Raw genomic sequence first — 19,821 nt, 5'->3', positions numbered from 1 at the left:
TACTGGCTGCCGGCTTCGCTGACCATGCGCACGGCGCGCTCGATGACTTCAGGGGAATACTTGGGTTGCTTTTTCATAGCTCCATTCTCTCAAACAATGGAGCCTCTACAAAACCCGGGGCGATTCACTACGGCCCGGCATGACACTGGAAGCGGACGTAATCCAAGAGCGCCGGAAAATCTGGGAGTGGGTTGTTGAACCGCTGTTAGCGGCCACTCACTAGTAACCAGGGCGCGTCGTGTAAGAAATCGTTTGCACGGGGGCTAGCAACAATCCGCCCGTTCTACGGTAGTACGTCGTGATTGCAGCACGTCGTACGAAGCTATTGCGTTCTGACCAGAATGCATTTCAAAACTTTACTTAAGGATCTCATATTATGCGGATTATTTCAAGCGAAGAATGGGACTTGGTCGCTGGTGGCAGCGTTGGTGAGCAAGATAAGCCAACCAAGAAGAAAGACGACGGAGGGGGCTTCTTCGGTGCAATCGGCTCTTTTCTTGGTGGTCTATTCGGCGGCGGCGGCGGCGGTTGTGAACCATATAGCCACACGTCCGGTAGCGTTACTACAACCCAGACTTGTGGGCCTAATGGCACGTCAACCACGACTACGTCGGGACCTGGATACGTCATCATGCAAACTGTAATGCCGGGTGCCGGTGGTTCCGGCTCAATCGGCGTAGGCACTGTACGCGGCAGCGTGAACTACAACGGCGGGACGAACGTGACCACAACCACGATCATAAACGGACGTGTGTCTCACGGGCGCTAAAAATTAGTAGTTCAGGCGCGTGAATGCACGCGCCTCACTTCACCGCCATGACGTTGACCTCGGTCTTCTCGTTGGCCAACAACTTATTGAGTCAGAAACCATTATGCTCTCTGTCATTCGAAGCTACACGGCCGGTGTTGCTATGATGGCGATGGTAATTCCAACTGTTGCCGATGCCGGAACCACTGTGCCGCGTGCCTGGCTCGTTACCAAAGGCGCGACACAAGCGGTGTTGGTCGCAGAGTCACACATCGGCACTCCCGTCGAGAGCGACCGCTACTTTGATTCCGTAGTCAAGCCGAGTTACGCGGTGGCTGATGTGGCCGTCATGGAGACCTATTTTGGCCCGAGCCAGACTCTTAACGAAACGTTTGAGCGTGGCGCGCCGTGCTTTGACGACCCAAAGGGGTTGCGCACACCGCGGTTGCGGCGCGCATTTGACGCCTTAATCAGTGCAACACGTGATAACCGACTCGACATGCCCGACTGGCTTAAAGAATGGGAAATCTTGCCGGAATTCATTTTCACCTCGACTCTGTTTGACCAGTTTGCAGTCAAGTCTCTTGGACCATCATATTTCGCCGCCGTCGAAGCACAGGGCGGTTTGGGGATATCCTTCCGCTTGCACCGCAAGGACGCGGCCGCGAAAAAAACGATTGGACTCGATACACTTAAAGACAGACGAGCGCACTTCTGTAGCTCGAGTGCGAGTGAGCGCGCAGATTTCGTTGCTGATGAAGCACTGGTGGTCGCTCGCCTTCTACAACTGAAGCAGGCCGATCCAAAATACGCTTCTGTCGGCAAGTTGGCGGCGGCGATGGGGCAGGTTTTGGCCGAAATAGCTCGCTGCGTCGACCAAGCGGTGCCCTGTGCGATCGAGCAGGCTTCTCCCGACCTGCGCTTGCTGCAGAACAGCGGATGGATGCCGTATTTCAGCCCTGGCACGTTTGAAATTTCGCTCAAGAAGCGCACCCGTGCTTGGGTTCCTGTGATCATAAAAACTGTCTCCGAACACCGCAGGAGCTTTGTTATCGTCGGGGCACTACACCTCCCTGACCTCAAGGTCGGCGACCGGGTAGAACCTGGCTTGATTAGTCTCCTGCGCCAACAGGGCTATTCGGTCACTGTTATTAAGGACGCGAGAGACATCAGCATGACGTTCCTGTCACCCTCGTGGTTTGATCGCATCCGCTCTGCAATGAACAGCTTATGAAAACCATATTGCAGACCGAAGCGAGCGAGTGCGGCTTGGCGTGCCTCACTATGGTAGCCGATCACTTCGGCTACCACTGCGAACTCACCGACCTGCGGCGGCGCTTTGCAATCAGTCTTAAGGGCGCCACAATGACCCAGCTTATCCGTCATGCCGCCGCATTGGAATTATCGGCACGTCCCCTAAGGCTTGAACTCGACGAAATACCCGATCTACAACTGCCATGTATACTGCATTGGGATCTCAAGCACTTTGTGGTATTGAAGAAGGTTCACAAGAGCGTAACAGCCACCATTAGTGTAACCTTGGTCGATCCCGCTGTGGGTGAGCGAAGGATGACGCTCGATACGGTATCTAAGCACTTTACCGGAGTTGCGCTTGAACTAACCCCAAACGAGCACTTCAGACCGGCTGATGAAACTAAGCAGATCTCTGTCAGCCAGTTGACTGGGAAAATCTTTGGCTTGCGAATGGCGCTGTTTCAGGTCGTCTGCCTAGCTGCACTACTTGAATTGTTTGCAATCGCGATGCCACTCTTCAATCAGTACATCATCGACGAGGTGATTGTCGCTGGTGACCGCGAATTGCTCATTATCCTGACCGTCGGGTTTGCATTGTTGGCGATGACGCAGACTGGCATCGAACTCGTGCGCAGTTGGTTCCTGATGCGCTGGAGCATCGATATCGGATTCCAATGGGCGGGCCGGGTGTTTAGCCATATGCTGCGCCTGCCAATTACGTTTTTCGAGAAGCGTCGGCTCGGCGACATTGTTTCGCGCTTTAGTAGTATTTCGGAGATCCAGAACACGCTGACGAGTGTGTGTGTCGGGAGCGCGCTTGACGGCATTATGGCGCTGCTTGCGTTGGCTATTATGTTTTCCTACAGCGCCTATTTAAGCATGATTGTTATCGCTGGTGTGGCAATATATACGTTGCTGCGCTGGCTGTTTTACCAGCCATTCCGAGAGGCGTCGCAGGAACAATTGGTGTTGGCAGCTAAGGAGAGTAGCCATTTCTTAGAAACGATTCGTGCAATCGCGCCGATAAAGCTTTTCGGTCGTGAAGCAGAACGTCGTACACGTTGGCTGAATCTGAATCAGGACGTCATCAATCGCACAGTCAAAACCCAAAAGCTGGGCATTCTGTTCAAGGTGGCGAACTCGGCGCTGTTCTCCGCGCAAAGCTTAGCAATCTTTTATACAGGGGCAGGGTTAGTCATGAGCAATGCGCTAACGGTAGGAATGTTGATGGCATTCAGCAGTTATGCCGCCACATTCTCTGGGCGAATCTTTAGCCTGATCGATGTGGTTTTCAGCATCCGGCTCCTTAGCATGCACACGGGGCGCCTCGCGGACATCGTGACGGAGGAAGCAGAACATGCGGACGATAATGAATTCGATTGTAGCTTCCTCAATGCCGAGATCACATTGCGCGGTGTGAAGTTCCGTTACGGCGATGGCGAGCCATGGGTGCTCAATGGCATCGACTTGACTATCCCGGCTAGACAAAGCGTTGCCTTGGTCGGACCGTCCGGTTGTGGCAAGAGTACGTTGTGCAAGATTATTCTTGGATTACTTGAGCCAACGGAAGGCGAAGTGTTGCTCGGAGGAGTGCCTGTCTCCCGTATGGGCTACCGCAGCTATAGGCAAGTGGTCGGGACTGTGATGCAGGATGACACTTTATTAGCTGGCTCGCTTCTAGAGAATATTACTTTTTTTGATGTCAACGCTGACATTGCACTTGCTGAACAATGCGCGCGCCTGGCAGCAATACATGAAGAGATCTGCAACATGCCAATGGGATACCATACTTTAGTCGGGGAAATGGGCAGTAGCCTGTCCGGGGGGCAAAAGCAACGCGTATTGTTGGCACGTGCGCTGTATAAGCAACCACGTATTCTGGCGCTGGATGAAGCAACTAGTCATCTGGATGTGATAAACGAGCGAAACGTCAACATGGCGCTTAGCACGCTGTCGCTAACGCGGATAATGGTTGCGCATAGGCCTGAGACGATCAATGCTGCGGAACGAATCGTTGCAATGCAGAACGGTAGGGCTTTCGAAGTGACAAAAGAACCTTTGTACCGACCAATGGCCGCTGATTTCGCATGAACTTAGCTGAATAAGATTGGCCAGTTTACTTGCAACCAGCTTGCGACCCGAGTGTTTAATTCATGATTATGTAGCAGGCTCATTAGCTTCGGAGGTTCCGACGAACCAATCGCATAAGTGCGGAAAGTTAATTTTCCATGAAGGGAGGCTATAAAACAAATCATCGAGACAATTGCCGGTTATTGGCAGATTCCTAGCCAGACGGCCAGCATTAAGGCCCTCTCCATCGCACTTCGCATGTATAAGGTCCGTATGCTCTAGCCGAAGCGCCAATCGTGCATGCTACCAAAGCGCTAGTGCGACTGCTACCCGGGTGCGCGCAAAAGTTTGTTAACAAGGCTGCACCTAAACGGATGCTGAACTGGATTGGATAGGGATTTGCTCGATCGCCTACCTGGATAACGGGGAATACCGAGCACCTGAGAGCAGGTGGGAGTTAATCGACGGTGCCACACGTATTCGGCATGGCCCCTGAGTCAACTTGTGTCCACTATGTTGCGAATTCGTTAAGTACCAGGCCCGGGTCGGTTTGTGTCATCGATATGCCGGAGACGTCTTTGCCGGGGAGGATGAACATCAAGCTCAGCACAATGAACGGTACGGCCAAAAAAAAGAGCAGAGCATCGGCAACGATCGGGCTGTGATTGTCCGGCAATGGCTTAGCCCCTTGGCAATCATCGGTTAAGCGATCACAGGCGGAGGGGCAAGGCCTGCACAGTAGTAGCCGCTGGATGCAGGAAGGCCCTACTGCCGCTGAAGAGTTTCGTTGCGCTTAACGACGAGCAGTGAGCTCCGACCTCAACCAACGCGCTGTCGGCAAAGCGATACAATGCCTCGTTCGATCATGCAAACCCATAGGCGAACTCGTATGGTACCGCACATGGTATCGACCAAGACGTATTGATGAGAACTCTTGGGCACTCAAGAGGTTAGCCCATCCATTGATCATCGAGTGGGAATAATGGATGGCTCGGCAGTAACTGGCAAGCTCAGGCAAGAGCAACCGAAGCCCCTGATTTTGAACTGACCCCATACAGTTGGACAGTTGAGTTAGCTAGGCAGCCAAGGCCTGAGTCCTGTACTGAACGGACTCAGGCCTTTCAGTTTGAGCTTGATGCGGTCGTGATTGTAATAGTGGATGTAGTCGGCCAGGCCATCGCGTAACGCATCGACGCTGTCGAACTTGTTCAGGTAAAAGAACTCGGACTTCAACACGGCGAAGAAGCTTTCCATTGCCGCGTTGTCGAGGCAGTTGCCCTTGCGGGACATGCTTTGTACGAGCTGGCGTTCCCGGAGCTGACGTTGATAGGCCGGCATGCGGTACTGCCAACCCTGGTCCGAATGCGGCATCGGCCGTTCGTGCGAAGCGAGCCTGGCCAAGGCTTTCTTGAGCATCGAGCCGACCAGTTCGAACACAGGTCGTTTGCTGGTCTCGAAAGCGACGATCTCGCCGTTATACAGGTCCAGCGAAGGCTGAGCGATAGAGTCAATTAGACCCGTTGCGTGGGTGCGCATCAGATAACGCATCTGCAGCCGCTCCAGCGCCAAGGCGGGCATCCCGGTCACCCTTTGCCGGGTGCGGTTGGGCCAGTGGTGCCACAGCGGCCTTCCGTTGTTGGCGTTTCTCTTGGGTGACAATCCGCACCCAGGCTGCGATTGTGGCCATCCACAGGACCCAGGTGACTGCGATAAGGAGCAGGGGATTCAGCCGGGCATAACCCAAAAGCAGCGCCGCGCTGATGGCAAGGACGGCAACTTCCCCGTATGCCAGGCAATGTGCGCGCGTTCGTGCGATTTTTGTCCAAGGGAGGAAGGTCACCGCCAATGCAAAAAAGATGAAGGGTGAAACCAGACCGTTCGCCAGCGCATCCGCGCCGAAGTATCCAGCGGCAGAAATCAAGGCGCATGCCACTACCGATAACACGCGTGGTTTTAGTAATTGCCTGCCGTGGCTAAAGTTCGCTGATGCCTGGCGGTCGTTCGGCCAATAGTGGACGAAGCGGCGACTCATTACGGCAACCAGAGGGCCACCGACCAGCAGGCTAAGCATGTGGACTACCGCGGGGACCTGGAGAAGCATCCATCCAGTCTCCAGCAACGCAAGACCTAGTATCGCGGCCGCAAGCGCACCGAAAGCGCTGTTGCGCATTCCTTCAGTAGGGGTAACCGTGGCTTGCACCATTCTGCCTCCGATATGCATTTGCAAGCTGGACGGGGACGGTCTTGAAAAGGGGTGTTACGGCACCTGCCCAGGCGTGTAGCCGAGGGACTCAGCGGTGGCAGTGGTTGTTGCGCGTGGCAGAGGGAGGCCGAAGCTAATCAGTGGAAACAGCATCTGGTACTGCACCGGTTCGCATGTGCCAGCAACCTCTGGCTTACATATCTGTGCGCGGACCAATCTGACACACGTTGCAGCGTTCGGGTTTGCATGGCATATCTGGCGGTTCGCTGCAGGATCCGCAGGCAGGACGCCCGGGGCGATTCTCGTCGACGTCAGGCTTCCGTCTGCATTGCGCACGAGCGCGAGGTACTCGATGCGGACATGTTGGTCCGTAATTGGCGCACCTACCGGAAGCTCTCCAGGTTCGTTGCGAAGTATAGAAAAGTAGCGTATCCGATCGAGCTCGGCCTCGTCCTGGAAGTTCGCCGATGCCGCTGCGGTCGCGGCGCGCCGTGTCACTTCCTGGAGCGTGTTGTAGAGATACATGATGCGGGCGAGTTCGATAATGCTGAACACAAGGGCAAGGAACACGAATACCAAGAGTGCGAATTCAACTGCAGCGACACCACGCTGTTTTTTGGGCTGCGGCAACGCGCTGGGGGAGCGATTAATTGCTGACATAGGGCACCGTCGCCACTGCAGAAACGTTCCAACCATATCTACCAGTATCGACAAAACCGAAAAACTGATCCTTTAAACGAAATTGAACGCCGACATCGACGACTTCGGGCAGCGGGCCGTCTTCGACGCCGGTGCAAAGGTTTATCATGCCATTCGCGGCCGTACCGCAATGCAGCACGACGGTGATGTTGTTTTGATCGGGGATGAGGTCCGCAAGCTCCCCCCTGATGATTTCTCGAGCAGTATTTGCGGCCGCCAGCGCCAGCGTCGGATCACGCATTTCCTGTTCGGATACTGTTGACAGATAGCGTGCGCCATCCTGCGCGGCCTTTTGGACTGCTGTGTAGTGCCAAAAGAAGATTGCAAAGAACAGTGGCGCTGTGAAAAAGACGATCAGGATCGGTAGCACTAGGGCAAGCTCAACCGCCGCCGCGCCTTTTTGCCAGCGCATTGTGTTCTTTATGTTCTTGCTCATAAAAACAGCTCCACTCTGCCGACGAGTGCAGACTCCGGAACCGTACCGGCAAATTCTGCACTTATCGTGGTACTCGTGGCAGGCACGGTCATGAAAAAGCGCCCGATGCCTAGTACGGTGGCAGTCACATCGCTCCCGGCAGGAACGGGGCAGGCGAGCAAAGGGATGTTCAGAACGCGGCGTCCGATCTGCGACATCGCCAGGTGTGCCGCCGAAGGGGCGCCGTAGTTGCTCCCACTAGTCGCCTGGTACGGCGTCTTCGATCCGCTTGGATAACTGGAGACGGTTGGCTTTGGCTTGTATAAGCTCGCCCAGTCGCCAGTGGCAAAGGTCGTGTAGCCAGTTTTCGGTTCTTGAGCGCCCGGCGTGTAAGAGGCATACTTCGCGGCCTTCGCGTATGACCACAACACACCGTAGTTTTCGGGAGTGGTCCCGTCTGGGGCAGTCAGCGGATCTGCAACTGTTTCCGCGCGCCCGCCATCGGTATACGGCTTAGCTGTTTGTTCGCCGGTATGGCCCATCCAGGCTACCGTGGCTCTGGCAAACGGCTTAACGTTGAAGTCCGGCGGCGCCCCGTTTGCGTTGCAGTCGCCTGTTGCGTAGTCATCAAAACGCGAGTTTAGATGGTTGAACAGGGATGCCAGGGGGAATGGACGAGAAACATGAATTGGCGCGCCCATTACTCCCGGCGCCCAGATTTTTCCCGCACATACAGAAGGCCCGACTTTCGAGACCGTCGTGTTCGAGCTCGAATACGGCTTTCCGGGCAACGTGAAGGGGTCAACCACGAAGGTCTCGCCACCAGTACCGCCTGGGTTCAGTGCCATCAGGTCATAGCTGACGCCCCGGCGGAATCCGAATTCCACTAATTCGGCTAGCGCGGGGGGACCTGGGTTTGTTCGCAGTGCCGCAGCTTCCGGCTTCATGGCGCAAATCGCCAGCGGAGTAATTTTCAAGTTTGCGCGCCCTGCTATTGCACGGTCAGCAATGGTGAACGACGCGAGGGCGGGGGAGAGCACGCCCGCCATGAATGTGGTGCCGCTCCCTGAACCGTCATCGAGTCGGGTCGTGTCGACTTCCACGTAGTAAATCCCCGCAGGCTGGCCCTTTGCTCCTTCGCCGCTGATCCAGTCGCCATCGGGTGTCGGTGATTTGCTAAACCGAATCGCCGAATCGGACCATGTATAGGAACTGCTGTAGGTATGCCGGTAGGTGGCCGCGATTGCAGCGGCCCTCGTCAATGCATTGGTAACGCCCGCAGTTGTCCCGTCAAGCTGGCCTGCCGCCGCCAACGCAACAGCCTTCGCCATGCCGTGCAACTCGGCCTTTCGGTTATACATCTGGCCGAGGTCTATCGCGACAGCGCACATACCGAGCATCACGACCAGGGAGCCGGCACACATGATGGCGAAGGCGCCCTGTTGCCGGCGTGAAGGCATTCGAAGTAAGCCCGGCTGCCAGCGCCCGTTGCTATCGACATAACTCGGTCTTGCTGTTGGTTGCCCACGCGTGAACATATGCCTGCCTCTAGGTTGCTCAACTCGAGCGTCATTGGGTCGATTTTATGAGCGCCAACCATTGCGAAATTGATTATCAGCAATGACGTGGCATTAAGCGGGAGTTGGAGGCACATCGAGGCGCAGGCCAGCTTGGCAGCAACGCGCGAGACACTTTCGGGCCTGACATTCGACACTGCCGTGTCAGTCCCACGACCATGACATCCCCCGACCGCGAAGCTATAATCCAAGCCTTCGTCGCCAAGGAACACTCTCATGTCTCTGCTCGACCACCAGCTCGAACTGCTATCCCCCGCCAAAACCGCCGAGATCGGCCGCGAAGCCATCCTGCACGGCGCCGACGCCGTCTACATCGGCGGCCCGGCCTTCGGCGCCCGCCACAATGCCAGCAACACGCTGGAAGAGATCGCCAGCCTGGTCCGGTTCGCGCACCGCTACCGCGCCCGCATCTTCGTCACGATGAATACGATCATGCACGACGCCGAGCTCGAGCTGGCGCGCAAGCAGGTCTGGCAGCTGTACGAGGCGGGCGTCGATGCGCTGATCGTCCAGGACATGGGACTGCTGGAACTCGACCTGCCGCCGATCCAGCTGCACGCCAGCACGCAGTGCGACATCCGCACCGTCGAGAAGGCGAAGTTCCTGGGCGACGTCGGCTTCTCCCAGCTGGTGCTGGCACGCGAGCTGACGATCCAGCAGATCCGCACCATCCGTGCGGAGGTGGACACGCCGCTCGAGTACTTCATCCATGGCGCCCTGTGCGTCGCGTTCTCCGGGCAGTGCTATATCTCGCATGCGGATACGGGCCGCAGCGCCAACCGCGGCGACTGTTCCCAGGCCTGCCGCCTGCCTTATACGCTCACCGATAACAAGGGCGGGGTCGTCGCCTTCGACAAGCACCTGCTGTCGATGAAGGACAATGACCAGAGCCGCAACCTGGAAGCGCTGATCGACGCCGGCATCCGCTCGTTCAAGATCGAGGGCCGCTACAAGGACATGGGCTATGTGAAGAACATCACGGCCCATTACCGCCTGCTGCTCGACGAGATCCTGGAGCGCCGCGCGGGTTTCGTGCGGGCCGCCAGCGGGCACACGCAGATCTTCTTCACGCCGGACGTCGACAAGAATTTCAACCGCGGCCATACCGACTATTTCGCCACCGGCCGCCAGGACGACATCGGCGCCTTCGATTCGCCGAAGTACCTGGGTGTGGAAGTCGGCACCGTGACCAAGGTCGGTCTTGACCACTTCGAGATGATGACCGATACGCCGCTGGCCAACGGCGACGGCCTGAACTACATGAACAAGCGCGAAAGCGTCGGGATCGGGGCCAATACAGTGCAGAAGCTGGGCGAGAGCGAGGAGGGCCAGCGCTGGCGCGTGTTCCCGAACGAGCCAGTGAGCAGCCTGCCCGGCCTGAAAGCCGGTAAGCAGGTCCACCGCAACCGCGATCACCAGTGGGAAGCGGCGCTCACGAAACGCTCGGCGGACCGCAAGGTGGCGCTGCACCTGAGCCTGTCGGAAGTCGAGGGCGGCCTGGCGCTGACGCTACGCGACGAGGATGGCATCGAGACCGTGACGAGCGCGCAGCTGGCGCTGCAGCCGGCGCACAATCTCGAGCAGGCCGACGCGGCGCTGCGCACCAGCCTCACAAAACTGGGCAACACGATGTTCGAAGCCGACGGCATCGCGCTGGAATTGTCGCAGCCCTGGTTCGTGCCGGCCGCCGCCATCAATGCGCTGCGGCGCGACGCCGTGGCGGCGCATGAGGCGGCGAGACTGGCGGCATGGGAGCGTCCGGAACGTAAGGCGCCCGTAGAACCGCCGGCCGTGTATCCGGCAACCCAGCTGTCCTATCTCGCCAACGTCTACAACGAAAAGGCGCGCGCCTTCTACCACAAGCATGGCGTGGGCCTGATCGACGCGGCCTACGAGGCGCATGAGGAAGCGGGCGAGGTGTCGCTGATGATCACCAAGCACTGCCTGCGTTTCTCGTTCAACCTGTGCCCGAAACAGGCCAAGGGCGTGCAGGGCGTGCAGGGCCAGGTCAAGGCCGAGCCGATGACCCTGAGCACGGGCGAGGATACCTACACGCTGCGCTTCGACTGCAAGCCGTGCGAGATGCACGTCGTCGGGGCCATGAAGCCCGGCATCCTGCGCATGCCGCCGCCGTCCGCCGTGTCGTACAGCCCGCTGACCTTCCACCGCCGCCGGCCCGCGTGAAGCGTCAGCCCTTGTCCGGAACCGTGAGCAGTGGGTGACCCGCACGGTATGCCGTCGGGTGCTCCATGTGATAGGCCGTCAGTTCGATCTCGGCAAGTGCCTTGCTGACGAAGGACGTCAGGCTGTGCCTGGCGTCATAGCTTGCGACATCGTCAAAGCTTCTCGGGCCGGACTGGATGAATTCGGCGCGTGCGCTTTGGTGCATGCTGATGGCTAGTTTCCTTACCTCGACGGCAAACAGCAATTTTGCGTAATCCATTGTCGCCTCCAGATATGGTTTTAAGAGATGCGCCCTGCGTAAAGTACTGTGGACAGTTTGGGACCAGGACGTATTGATTGGTCCCATAGCTGCTTCATGAGAGTAGCCCAGCCATCGGTCACGACCAGTAAAGCTCGCTTCGGCGAGCTTTTTTTATGCGACATCGGCGGGAAATATTTGTCGTGGGTGGACCGCGAAAAAAGTCCAAGTTTTACGTGTGAATGTGCATTCTCAAGCGGCCAAACGCGGTGGCAAGATGAAAAGGACGAGCTCGTTCCAGTCGCTTCCTTGTAGTCCACCCTATACAACAATCAGGAGACACACATGAAACGCGTATCCGATGGTCGACATATGAAATTGGCCGCGTCCGGCGCGGTGGCGGTAGCGGCGCTGCTGGGCCTGTCCGCATGTTCCGACAGTCTGGACGACCCTCCCGCCGAGGAGCCGCCACAGTTCCTTGCCAATGCCGAGACCTGCAAGGCGCTGACCGGCAGGTTCATCCCGGCCTCGGCGATCGGGGAACCGAGCACGGGCGCATCCGTCAGCTCGGCGACCTATAAAACGGCGGTTGCCGACGCACCCAACCAGTCAGGCAATGCCATTGTCCAGGGCACGCCCGACTATTGCGAACTGCAGGTGCAAATCAGCCCGGTCGATACGGCAGCCCCAAGCATCAAATCGCAAATCAATCTTCCGACGAAATGGAACGGCAAGAAACTGCAGTTCGGCGGTTCGGGTTACAACGGCAGCCTGGTAAGCGGCGTGCAGCCCAGCCGCAATGCCGGGCCGGAGGTGCCCTTGCCCTTGACCCAGGGGTATATGACGGCGGGAACCGACTCCGGCCACCAGGTTCCGCCCGGCGGCGACCAGGCCAGCTTTGCGCTCAATGACGAAGCGCTGAAGAACTTCGCCTATGCAGCCTACAAGAAAACCCACGACGTCGCGGTCCAGCTGGGCCAGCTTTACTATGGCAAGAAACCCAGCAAGAGTTACTACATGGGCGGCTCCGAAGGCGGCCGCGAAGCCATGATGATGGCGCAGCGCTATCCGGCCGATTACGATGGCATCGTATCGATCGACCCGGTCATGAACTGGAGCGGCCTCCAGACCTTCGGCAATTATGTCGGCGGCATCCTGCAGAGCCGCCCTGGCGCCTGGCTGAACGGCAAGACGCAGCTCGTGCATGACACGGTGCAGGGCGCCTGCGACGCGCTCGACGGCATCAGCGACGGCGTGGTCAGCAATTACAAGGGATGCAAGACGGAAGCCGATCTGGCGCTCGCGGCAAAACGTTGCCCGTCCGGGGCGGATGAAGGCGCCGGCTGCTTCTCGGATGCGCAACTTGCCGTCCTCAATGCCGCCCACACCGGCTACACCTTCAACTTTGCGCGATCGAATGGCGTGATGTCGTATGCCGGATTCGCCTACGGCGGCGAGGGGCTGAGCGGCAACTGGGACCGCTGGATGGCGGGGACGGCGGCGCCCACGGCGGGCCCGGATGCGACCGGGGTGAGCCAGCTCTACCTGTATGGCAATTACTACGTGCGCTACTTCATCGCTAGGAACCGGAATTTCAACCCCTTGACTTATGACCCGGACAATTTCCGCGAGCGCGTGCTAGAAGTGTCGAACCTGATGGATGCGACCGATCCCGACCTCACCGCCTTCTTCAAGCGGGGCGGCAAGCTGATCCTGCGTGAAGACATCTCCGACACGGCGCAAAGCCCGCTGACCGGCCTGAATTACTGGGACGCGGTGGTGGCGAAGATGGGCAGGGAGACGGTGGACCAGTTCTTCGCGGCCTATGTGGCGACGGGACTACCCCATACCTCCGGCGGCATCAATGCCGGGGCAAGCAACGCGCCGAGCTATGGCATTCCGGGCCGGGTCGATCTGCTCGCCGTCCTCGAGAACTGGGTGGAGCGGGGAACGAAACCAGCCGACCAGTATGTGCTGACGAACCGGAAGGCGCTGCCGCCCTACGAGGTCGACGCGTCCAAGCCGATGTGCCGTTATGGCAGCTATCCGAAGTATGTCGGCAGCGGTTCGGCCTCCGGCAGCCTGGCGGAAAATTACACCTGCGCGCCCAACTGAACCAGGAATGCTCCCGCCGGCGCAAAGCCGGAGCAGTCGGCGCGTCGCGCTCAGTAAGCGAAGGACTTGGCCTGAACGCAATCGAAATAGGCCATGCGCGTGCGCAGCGTCCAGATTTCATTGGCGATGTTCTGCAGCGCGACTTCCTTGTCGTGAACACGTTGCAGCATGGCTGCATCGGCCCACGGCACGTCGGCGGTCAGCTCCGGCGCAGCGCCGGCGACCTTCGCGAAGAGGGCGCTCCGGGCGGCGATGTCGGACGAGAGTTGCGTGCAGAAGCTGTCGCCATTGTTTGCAGCCTGGGCTGCGGAGCCGGCACCGGCGCAGAGGGCGAAGCAGAGGAGTGCGATCGATTTTTTCATCACGTTGTTGAGCTATGGGAAAGAAAAGCCCGCCAGGGACCTGGCGGGCTGAATCTACTGTCCCGAAGGAGAATAGAGGAGACAGCTCAATTATTGTGCAGCGCAGCATCACGCGCCAATTCTTTATCGTGATGTGAGATATTTCCCAGAGGCATAGACGGGGCGGGGACGGCTCAGCTCAGGTAGCTCCGGTCGACGCGATCGAGTTTTCGCAGCAACGCGGGCCAGGCGAATGCGCCGCCCTGTCCCGAGGTTTGCACCTTCATCGATTCGGCGGTGCCGGCCAGGATCTCCGGCGCGATCATGCGCAGTTCGGCGCCGCCGGCCTGCGCGGCCAGCTGGATCTGGCAAGTGCTTTCGAAAATGTACATCGACAGGAAGGCGTCGGCGATGCTGGGACCGACCGTCAGCAAGCCGTGGTTGCGCAGCATGAGGAAGTTGGCTTTGCCCAGGTCATCCTGCAGGCGCGGCTTTTCGGCGTCGTGCAGGGCGACGCCTTCGTAGTCGTGGTACGCCAGCGAGGCGAGCACGAACATCGATTGCTGCGATATCGGCAACACACCATCCTTCTGTGCGCTGACCGCCACCCCGGCGCGGGTATGAGTGTGGATCACGCATTGCGCGTCTTCGCGCACGGCGTGGATGGCGCTGTGGATCACGAAGCCGGCGCGGTTGACCGGCAGCGCCGACTCGGACAGCTTGTTGCCGTCCTGGTCGACCTTGATCAGGGAGGACGCCGTGACCTCGTCGAACATCATGCCATAGGGGTTGATCAGGAAGTGGTGCTCGGGGCCGGGGATGCGCGCGCTGATATGCGTGAAGATCAGATCGCTCCAGCCGTACATCGCAACCAGCCGGTAGCACGCGGCCAGGTCGCAGCGCAGTTGCCATTCGTCGGCGCTGACCTGGTCTTTCATTGAGGGGATATGCATGAGGGTTTCCTTCGATGACGTGGGGTCAGGCCGTTTGTTCGGCAGGCTTGGCGAATGCGCGGCGCAAGATCGGTACGAATTCCTGGCCGATCGGCTGCCAGTCTTCATGGGTACTGTCCTTCATGTTGCTGAAACTTGCATGCAGGTTCATCGTCGCGTCTCCTGATTCTTGTTTTGGAAAGAACCGTCGTGGTTCTTCGACGATGGTATGACAGGTAGCGCGTTCAGGTTGGCATTTTTTTATTCCCTGGCGATTCAGTCAGCGCCGCCCCGATGCGCCCAGGCCGTGGTGCGCTTCTCGACCACGGCAAAGAGTTCGTACATGGCCATGGCCATGGCGCCGATCACCATCAGGCCGGCAAAGGCGAGCGGCATCTTCATCGACGACCCGGCCGAGACCAGCAGGTAGCCGATGCCCTCGTTGGCGGTACAAAAGTTGTCGCGCACGTCCCCGCTTTGATGCGAACGTGCACCATGCGGAGGCGCGCAAAGCGCGGACAGGCGAGGGAAAGGGGAGGAGAGTCGTGAAAAACAAAGGGACCGAAACCGCCCGTCGGCGATATCGGTCCCTGCTTATTGCACGAGCGGGGAGATGCCCGCGTTTCCTGTCAGGCGAAGCCCAGCATGCCGGCGCCGGCCAGCGCGACCAGTGCCGGCGTGACTTTCTGCACGCGCGCGTTGCTTCCGGCCAGCCAGCCGAGACCCATCAGAACCATGCTGGTGAAGATGGCGCCGGCGGCGGCCGCGAAGCCGGCCATTTCCTGCCCGTGCGCATTGCCGTGCACGACGCTGAATGCGCCGGCCAGCACCAGGCCCAGGAGGGCCGGCAGCCGGCTCGAGCCGAGACCCATCAGGCCCGCCACCAGCACGCTGGCTGCCAGCAGCGGCTCCACCGCGGGCAACGCCAGCGGCGCGAACGCGCCCGCCGCCAGGCCGAGGCAGACCGTGGCCGGCGCTGCCCGCGGGAGCCGGGCCGCGGCGCTCCACAGGCCCAGTCCCAGCATGGCCAGCCAGTGGTCCAGGCCGAGCAAAGGGTGGACCAGGCCGGTGGCGAAGCCGCCGCCGGCGTGGCCCGGGTGTGCCCAGGCGCTGCCCGCGCACAAGAGGAGGAGTAGGGTGGCGGCGTGTTTGATGCGTCGTTTCATGATGTGTGCTCCAGTCTGGCGGCGTCCAGCAGGCCCTGTTCGCGGATGAAGGCGGTCACCTCGTCCACGCCGGCACCGGTACGCAGGTTGGTAAAGACAAAAGGCCGGTCGCCGCGCTGGCGGCGCGCGTCTGCGGCCATGATGTCGAGATTGGCGCCCACGTGCGGCGCCAGGTCGGTCTTGTTGATGATGAGGAGGTCCGAGCGCGTGATGCCGGGCCCGCCCTTGCGCGGAATCTTTTCGCCGCCCGCCACGTCGATGACGTAGAGCGTGAGGTCCGACAGTTCCGGGCTGAAGGTGGCCGCCAGGTTGTCTCCGCCCGACTCGACGAGGATCAGTTCGAGGTCGGGGAAGTCCGCCTGCAGGCGCGCGATGGCCTCGAGGTTGATGGAGGCGTCCTCGCGGATCGCCGTGTGCGGACAGCCCCCGGTCTCCACCCCCATCAGGCGCTCCGGCGGCAGCGCCGCGGCGCGCAGCAGGATCTCCATGTCTTCGCGCGTGTAGATGTCGTTGGTGATGACGGCCATGTCGTGGTGGTCGCGCATCGCCCTGCAGAGCTGCTCGCACAGCGCCGTCTTGCCCGATCCGACCGGGCCGCCGATGCCCACGCGCAGGGGATTCGATTGCATGCTTGCTCCTCTCAATATTACGACCGGTACAGCCGGCCGCTCTGGACTTCGTGGTACATGGACAGCCGGGCCAGTCCCGGCGCCCAGCTCGATAATTCGTCGTCGGGCAGCGCACGCGCCTGCGCGGCCGCCCCCTCGATGGCGGGCCGCAGCCCCAGCAGCAGGCGTTGCCCGGCCACCTGGCCGAGCGGGATCGACTTCACGCACACCAGCACCTGGTTCTCGGCCCACGAGAACAGCATCGCCAGCAGGGCTTCTTCGTGCGGCACCCCCAGCGCATGGACGGCCTGCGCCAGCGCGGCGGGCAGGCAGGTGTCGCGCATGGGAGTGGCCGGAGCCAGCTGCAGTTCGATGAGCAGGCGGGTCAGCGAAAAGCCCATCTGCACCGTTTCGGCTCGCAGCTCGGCGCTCTCGCGCGAGGCCAGGTAGCGTGCGTTCCATTCTTCGAAGGTGGCGCCGTCGCCGTCGGCGCAGCTGGCCAGCAGGCGCCAGAACACGGCCCCGTCCCATGGTCCCTGCACATCGGCCAGCTGGCGTGCCAGGTAGCGCGCTGCGCTGTCCGCACAGCGCACGCGGCCGCGTTCGATGGCGGTTTCGAGGCCCTGCGAATAGCTGTACGCGCCGACCGGCAGCGAGGGGCTGGCCAGCTGCAGCAGGTGCAGCAGGGCGGTTCCGTTCACGCGTGCTCCGCGTCGCCGGGACGGTGGATCTTCTGGCGCAGCGGAACAGGCGCGAGCAGGTGACGTGGCTCGTGCTCATGGCTGTGGCCATGGCCGCCGCCGTAGGCGCCGGGCTCCGGATGAAACGGCGCCAGCTCCTCGAGCACGGTCGCGCCCAGGCCGGCGAGCATCTCGCGCAGCACCGGATCGGCGCGGATGCGCAGATGGTCGGGGCCGATCTGCACCTGGCCGTGGCGGTTACCGAGGTGGAATGCGCAGCGCACCACGGCCTGAGAATCCGGTGCGCTGATGCGGTAGGTTGCCTCCATCGCCGCGCGTACGCGCACCACGGCGCCTTCAGGGCCTGTGAGCAGGTCGCCGTCGCGCAGCACCGAGCCGCGCGGCAGGAACAGCGCCGCCTCAAGGCCCGAAGCGAGTTTTACGCGCAGGCGGCAGCGCTCGCGCTGGTCGTAGGCCAGCACCGCTTCATCGTCGATATGGTCGGCCCTCTCGATGCGGGTATGCAGGGTCAGCATGAAAGCTCCTCAAAACAGAAAATAGCGCTGCGCCAGCGGCAGCGCGGTCGCCGGTTCGCAGCGCAGGACTTCGCCGTCGGCACGCACGTCGTAGGTTTCCGGGTCGACCTGCATGACGGGCGTGGCGCCGTTGTGGATCATGTCCGCCTTGGAAAGCCCGCGCGTGCCGCGGATCGGCAGCACGGTCTTGCTCAGTTGTAGTCGTTGCGCGACCCCGTCGTCGAAGGCGGCCTGCGAAACGAAGGTCACGGATTTTTTCAGGGCGCCGCCAAAGGAGCCGAACATGGGCCGGTAGTGCACCGGCTGCGGCGTCGGGATGGAAGCGTTCGGATCGCCCATCTGCGCCATCGCGATCATGCCGGCCTTGAGGATCATCGAGGGCTTGGCGCCGAAGAAAGCCGGCTTCCAGACCACCAGGTCGGCCAGCTTGCCCACCTCGATCGAACCGACCACGTGGGCGATGCCGTGGGTGATGGCCGGGTTGATGGTGTATTTGGCGATGTAGCGCTTGACCCGGAAGTTGTCGTGGGGCGCTTGCGCTGCGCCGGGTTGCGCCAGGTGGCCGCGCTGGACTTTCATCTTGTGCGCCGTCTGCCAGGTGCGCATGATGACTTCGCCCACCCGGCCCATCGCCTGCGAATCGGAGGACATCATCGAGATCGCGCCCAGGTCGTGCAGGATGTCTTCGGCGGCGATGGTCTCGCGCCGGATGCGCGATTCGGCAAACGCCACGTCCTCGGCGATGGAGGCGTCGAGGTGATGGCAGACCATCAGCATGTCCAGGTGCTCGTCGAGTGTATTCACCGTGTACGGGCGGGTCGGGTTGGTCGACGAGGGCAGGACATTCGCCTCGCCGACGGCCGCGATGATGTCCGGCGCATGGCCGCCGCCCGCGCCTTCGGTATGGAAGGTGTGGATGGTGCGGCCCTTGAACGCGCCCAGCGTGCTCGCCAGGTACCCGGCTTCGTTGAGCGTATCCGAGTGCAGCGCGACCTGCACGTCGAAGCGCTCGGCGACGGACAGGCAGTTGTCGATGGCCTGCGGCGTGCTGCCCCAGTCTTCGTGCAGCTTCAGGCCCACGGCCCCGGCCCGGATCTGTTCCTCGATCGGGCCCGGCAGGCTGACGTTGCCCTTGCCCAGGAAGCCCAGGTTCATCGGAAAGGCATCGGCCGCCATCAGCATGGAATGGATGTGCCAGGGGCCGGGCGTGCAGGTGGTGGCCGCCGTGCCCACGGCCGGTCCGGTGCCGCCGCCGATCATGGTGGTGACGCCGCTGGTCAGGGCTTCCTCGATCTGTTGCGGACAGATGAAGTGGATGTGGGTGTCGACGCCCCCGGCGGTGACGATATTGCCTTCGCCGGCGATGATCTCCGTCGCCGCGCCGATCGTCATCGACACGCCGGGCTGGATGTCGGGATTTCCGGCCTTGCCGATGGCCGCGATGCGCCCGTCCTTGAGCCCGATGTCGGCCTTGACGATGCCCCAGTGGTCGACGATGACCGCATTCGTGATGACGGTATCCATGACATCGGCATGCAGTCCTTGCGACTGCCCCATGCCGTCGCGGATCACCTTGCCGCCGCCGAACTTGACCTCCTCGCCGTAGTGGGCGGCGGCGTAGTCATGTTCGATTTCGATGAACAGGTCGGTATCGGCCAGGCGGATGCGGTCGCCCACGGTCGGGCCGTACATCTCGGCATAGGCCTGCCTTGTGATGGTCGCCATCTCAGTTTTCCTCCAGGAGCGGCAGGGCGCCCATCACCTGGCCGTTGAAGCCATAGACCCGGCGCGCGCCGCCGAGCGCCACCAGCTCGACCGTGCGGTGCTGGCCCGGCTCGAAGCGCACGGCGGTGCCGGCGGCGATGTTCAGGCGCATGCCGAGGGCGGCCGTCCGGTCGAACTGCAGCGCCGCGTTGACTTCGGCGAAATGAAAATGCGAGCCGACCTGCACCGGGCGGTCGCCGCCGTTGGCAACGCGCAGTGTGAGGGTAGGGCGGTTGGCGTTGAGGACGATGTCGTCCTCGCGTAGCAGGTATTCTCCGGGGATCATGGCGC

At 60.7% G+C, this 19,821-nt stretch carries 18 protein-coding genes and 2 pseudogenes; 4 read left to right on the top strand and 16 right to left on the bottom strand.

What is annotated here, in order from left to right:
* Positions 1-788 precede the first annotated feature (788 nt).
* Both C2862_RS23720 and C2862_RS23715 read left to right on the top strand, forming a co-directional pair.
* Positions 789-1,982: a TraB/GumN family protein gene (locus tag C2862_RS23720; RefSeq protein WP_136223309.1), complete on the top strand. Its 1,194-nt coding sequence runs from the start codon at positions 789-791 to the stop codon at positions 1,980-1,982.
* Positions 1,979-4,093, top strand: coding sequence for a peptidase domain-containing ABC transporter (locus tag C2862_RS23715; RefSeq protein WP_136223307.1), 2,115 nt, complete (start codon positions 1,979-1,981; stop codon positions 4,091-4,093). Before C2862_RS23720 ends, C2862_RS23715 begins: the two co-directional genes overlap by 4 nt.
* Positions 4,094-5,147: 1,054 nt before the next feature.
* On the opposite strand, the pseudogene C2862_RS23710 reads toward C2862_RS23715, so the two are convergent.
* From C2862_RS23710 to C2862_RS23690, 5 genes and pseudogenes are all read right to left on the bottom strand, one after another.
* A pseudogene (locus tag C2862_RS23710) lies at positions 5,148-5,566 on the bottom strand (IS3 family transposase); the annotation flags it as partial.
* Between the two features lie 13 nt (positions 5,567-5,579).
* Positions 5,580-6,143: a hypothetical protein gene (locus C2862_RS23705; protein WP_136223305.1), complete on the bottom strand. Its 564-nt coding sequence runs from the start codon at positions 6,141-6,143 to the stop codon at positions 5,580-5,582.
* Between the two features lie 186 nt (positions 6,144-6,329).
* A complete protein-coding gene (locus C2862_RS23700; RefSeq protein ID WP_136223303.1) occupies positions 6,330-6,935 on the bottom strand; it encodes a TadE/TadG family type IV pilus assembly protein in 606 nt (201 codons plus the stop codon).
* Positions 6,922-7,410, bottom strand: a complete 489-nt coding sequence (locus tag C2862_RS23695; RefSeq protein ID WP_136223301.1) for a TadE family protein — start codon at positions 7,408-7,410, stop codon at positions 6,922-6,924. The genes C2862_RS23700 and C2862_RS23695 overlap by 14 nt, the downstream gene beginning before the upstream one ends.
* Positions 7,407-8,849, bottom strand: a complete 1,443-nt coding sequence (locus tag C2862_RS23690) for a pilus assembly protein TadG-related protein (RefSeq protein WP_136223299.1) — start codon at positions 8,847-8,849, stop codon at positions 7,407-7,409. The genes C2862_RS23695 and C2862_RS23690 overlap by 4 nt, the downstream gene beginning before the upstream one ends.
* A gap of 333 nt (positions 8,850-9,182) precedes the next feature.
* On the opposite strand from C2862_RS23690, the gene C2862_RS23685 reads away from it, so the two are divergent.
* Complete coding sequence (locus C2862_RS23685; protein WP_136223297.1) at positions 9,183-11,150, top strand: U32 family peptidase; 1,968 nt, start codon at positions 9,183-9,185, stop codon at positions 11,148-11,150.
* 4 nt (positions 11,151-11,154) lie between these two features.
* On the opposite strand, the gene C2862_RS23680 is transcribed toward C2862_RS23685, so the two are convergent.
* Positions 11,155-11,409, bottom strand: a complete 255-nt coding sequence (locus C2862_RS23680; protein ID WP_136223295.1) for a hypothetical protein — start codon at positions 11,407-11,409, stop codon at positions 11,155-11,157.
* 324 nt (positions 11,410-11,733) lie between these two features.
* On the opposite strand from C2862_RS23680, the gene C2862_RS23675 reads away from it, so the two are divergent.
* Complete coding sequence (locus tag C2862_RS23675) at positions 11,734-13,503, top strand: tannase/feruloyl esterase family alpha/beta hydrolase (protein WP_136223293.1); 1,770 nt, start codon at positions 11,734-11,736, stop codon at positions 13,501-13,503.
* Positions 13,504-13,553: 50 nt separating this feature from the next.
* On the opposite strand, the gene C2862_RS23670 is transcribed toward C2862_RS23675, so the two are convergent.
* From C2862_RS23670 to C2862_RS23630, 10 genes and pseudogenes are all read right to left on the bottom strand, one after another.
* Positions 13,554-13,865: a hypothetical protein gene (locus tag C2862_RS23670; RefSeq protein ID WP_136223291.1), complete on the bottom strand. Its 312-nt coding sequence runs from the start codon at positions 13,863-13,865 to the stop codon at positions 13,554-13,556.
* A gap of 173 nt (positions 13,866-14,038) precedes the next feature.
* Complete coding sequence (locus tag C2862_RS23665) at positions 14,039-14,797, bottom strand: class II aldolase/adducin family protein (protein WP_136223289.1); 759 nt, start codon at positions 14,795-14,797, stop codon at positions 14,039-14,041.
* 25 nt (positions 14,798-14,822) lie between these two features.
* Entirely contained in the window at positions 14,823-14,948 is a 126-nt protein-coding gene (locus tag C2862_RS25935) for a hypothetical protein (RefSeq protein ID WP_267873551.1), read from the bottom strand.
* A gap of 104 nt (positions 14,949-15,052) precedes the next feature.
* A pseudogene (locus C2862_RS23660) lies at positions 15,053-15,223 on the bottom strand (ABC transporter permease); the annotation flags it as partial.
* 182 nt (positions 15,224-15,405) lie between these two features.
* Positions 15,406-15,942, bottom strand: coding sequence for a HupE/UreJ family protein (locus tag C2862_RS23655; protein ID WP_136223287.1), 537 nt, complete (start codon positions 15,940-15,942; stop codon positions 15,406-15,408).
* Complete coding sequence (gene ureG, locus C2862_RS23650) at positions 15,939-16,571, bottom strand: urease accessory protein UreG (RefSeq protein ID WP_136223285.1); 633 nt, start codon at positions 16,569-16,571, stop codon at positions 15,939-15,941. Before ureG ends, C2862_RS23655 begins: the two co-directional genes overlap by 4 nt.
* A gap of 17 nt (positions 16,572-16,588) precedes the next feature.
* The gene (locus C2862_RS23645; protein ID WP_136223283.1) at positions 16,589-17,251 is read right to left on the bottom strand and encodes an urease accessory protein UreF; all 663 of its coding nucleotides are present in this window, start codon (positions 17,249-17,251) and stop codon (positions 16,589-16,591) included.
* The gene (ureE, locus tag C2862_RS23640) at positions 17,248-17,766 is read right to left on the bottom strand and encodes an urease accessory protein UreE (protein WP_136223281.1); all 519 of its coding nucleotides are present in this window, start codon (positions 17,764-17,766) and stop codon (positions 17,248-17,250) included. The genes C2862_RS23645 and ureE overlap by 4 nt, the downstream gene beginning before the upstream one ends.
* Before the next feature lie 9 nt (positions 17,767-17,775).
* Positions 17,776-19,491, bottom strand: a complete 1,716-nt coding sequence (ureC, locus tag C2862_RS23635; RefSeq protein ID WP_136223279.1) for an urease subunit alpha — start codon at positions 19,489-19,491, stop codon at positions 17,776-17,778.
* Position 19,492: 1 nt separating this feature from the next.
* Positions 19,493-19,816, bottom strand: coding sequence for an urease subunit beta (locus C2862_RS23630; RefSeq protein WP_136223277.1), 324 nt, complete (start codon positions 19,814-19,816; stop codon positions 19,493-19,495).
* Positions 19,817-19,821: the final 5 nt, after the last annotated feature.

Origin of the sequence: Massilia sp. Mn16-1_5, from assembly GCF_004798585.1 — a bacterium.
Taxonomy (GTDB): domain Bacteria; phylum Pseudomonadota; class Gammaproteobacteria; order Burkholderiales; family Burkholderiaceae_D; genus Telluria.
Note: the sequence above shows the minus strand (reverse complement) of the source record. Positions and strands in the feature narration are given on the sequence as shown.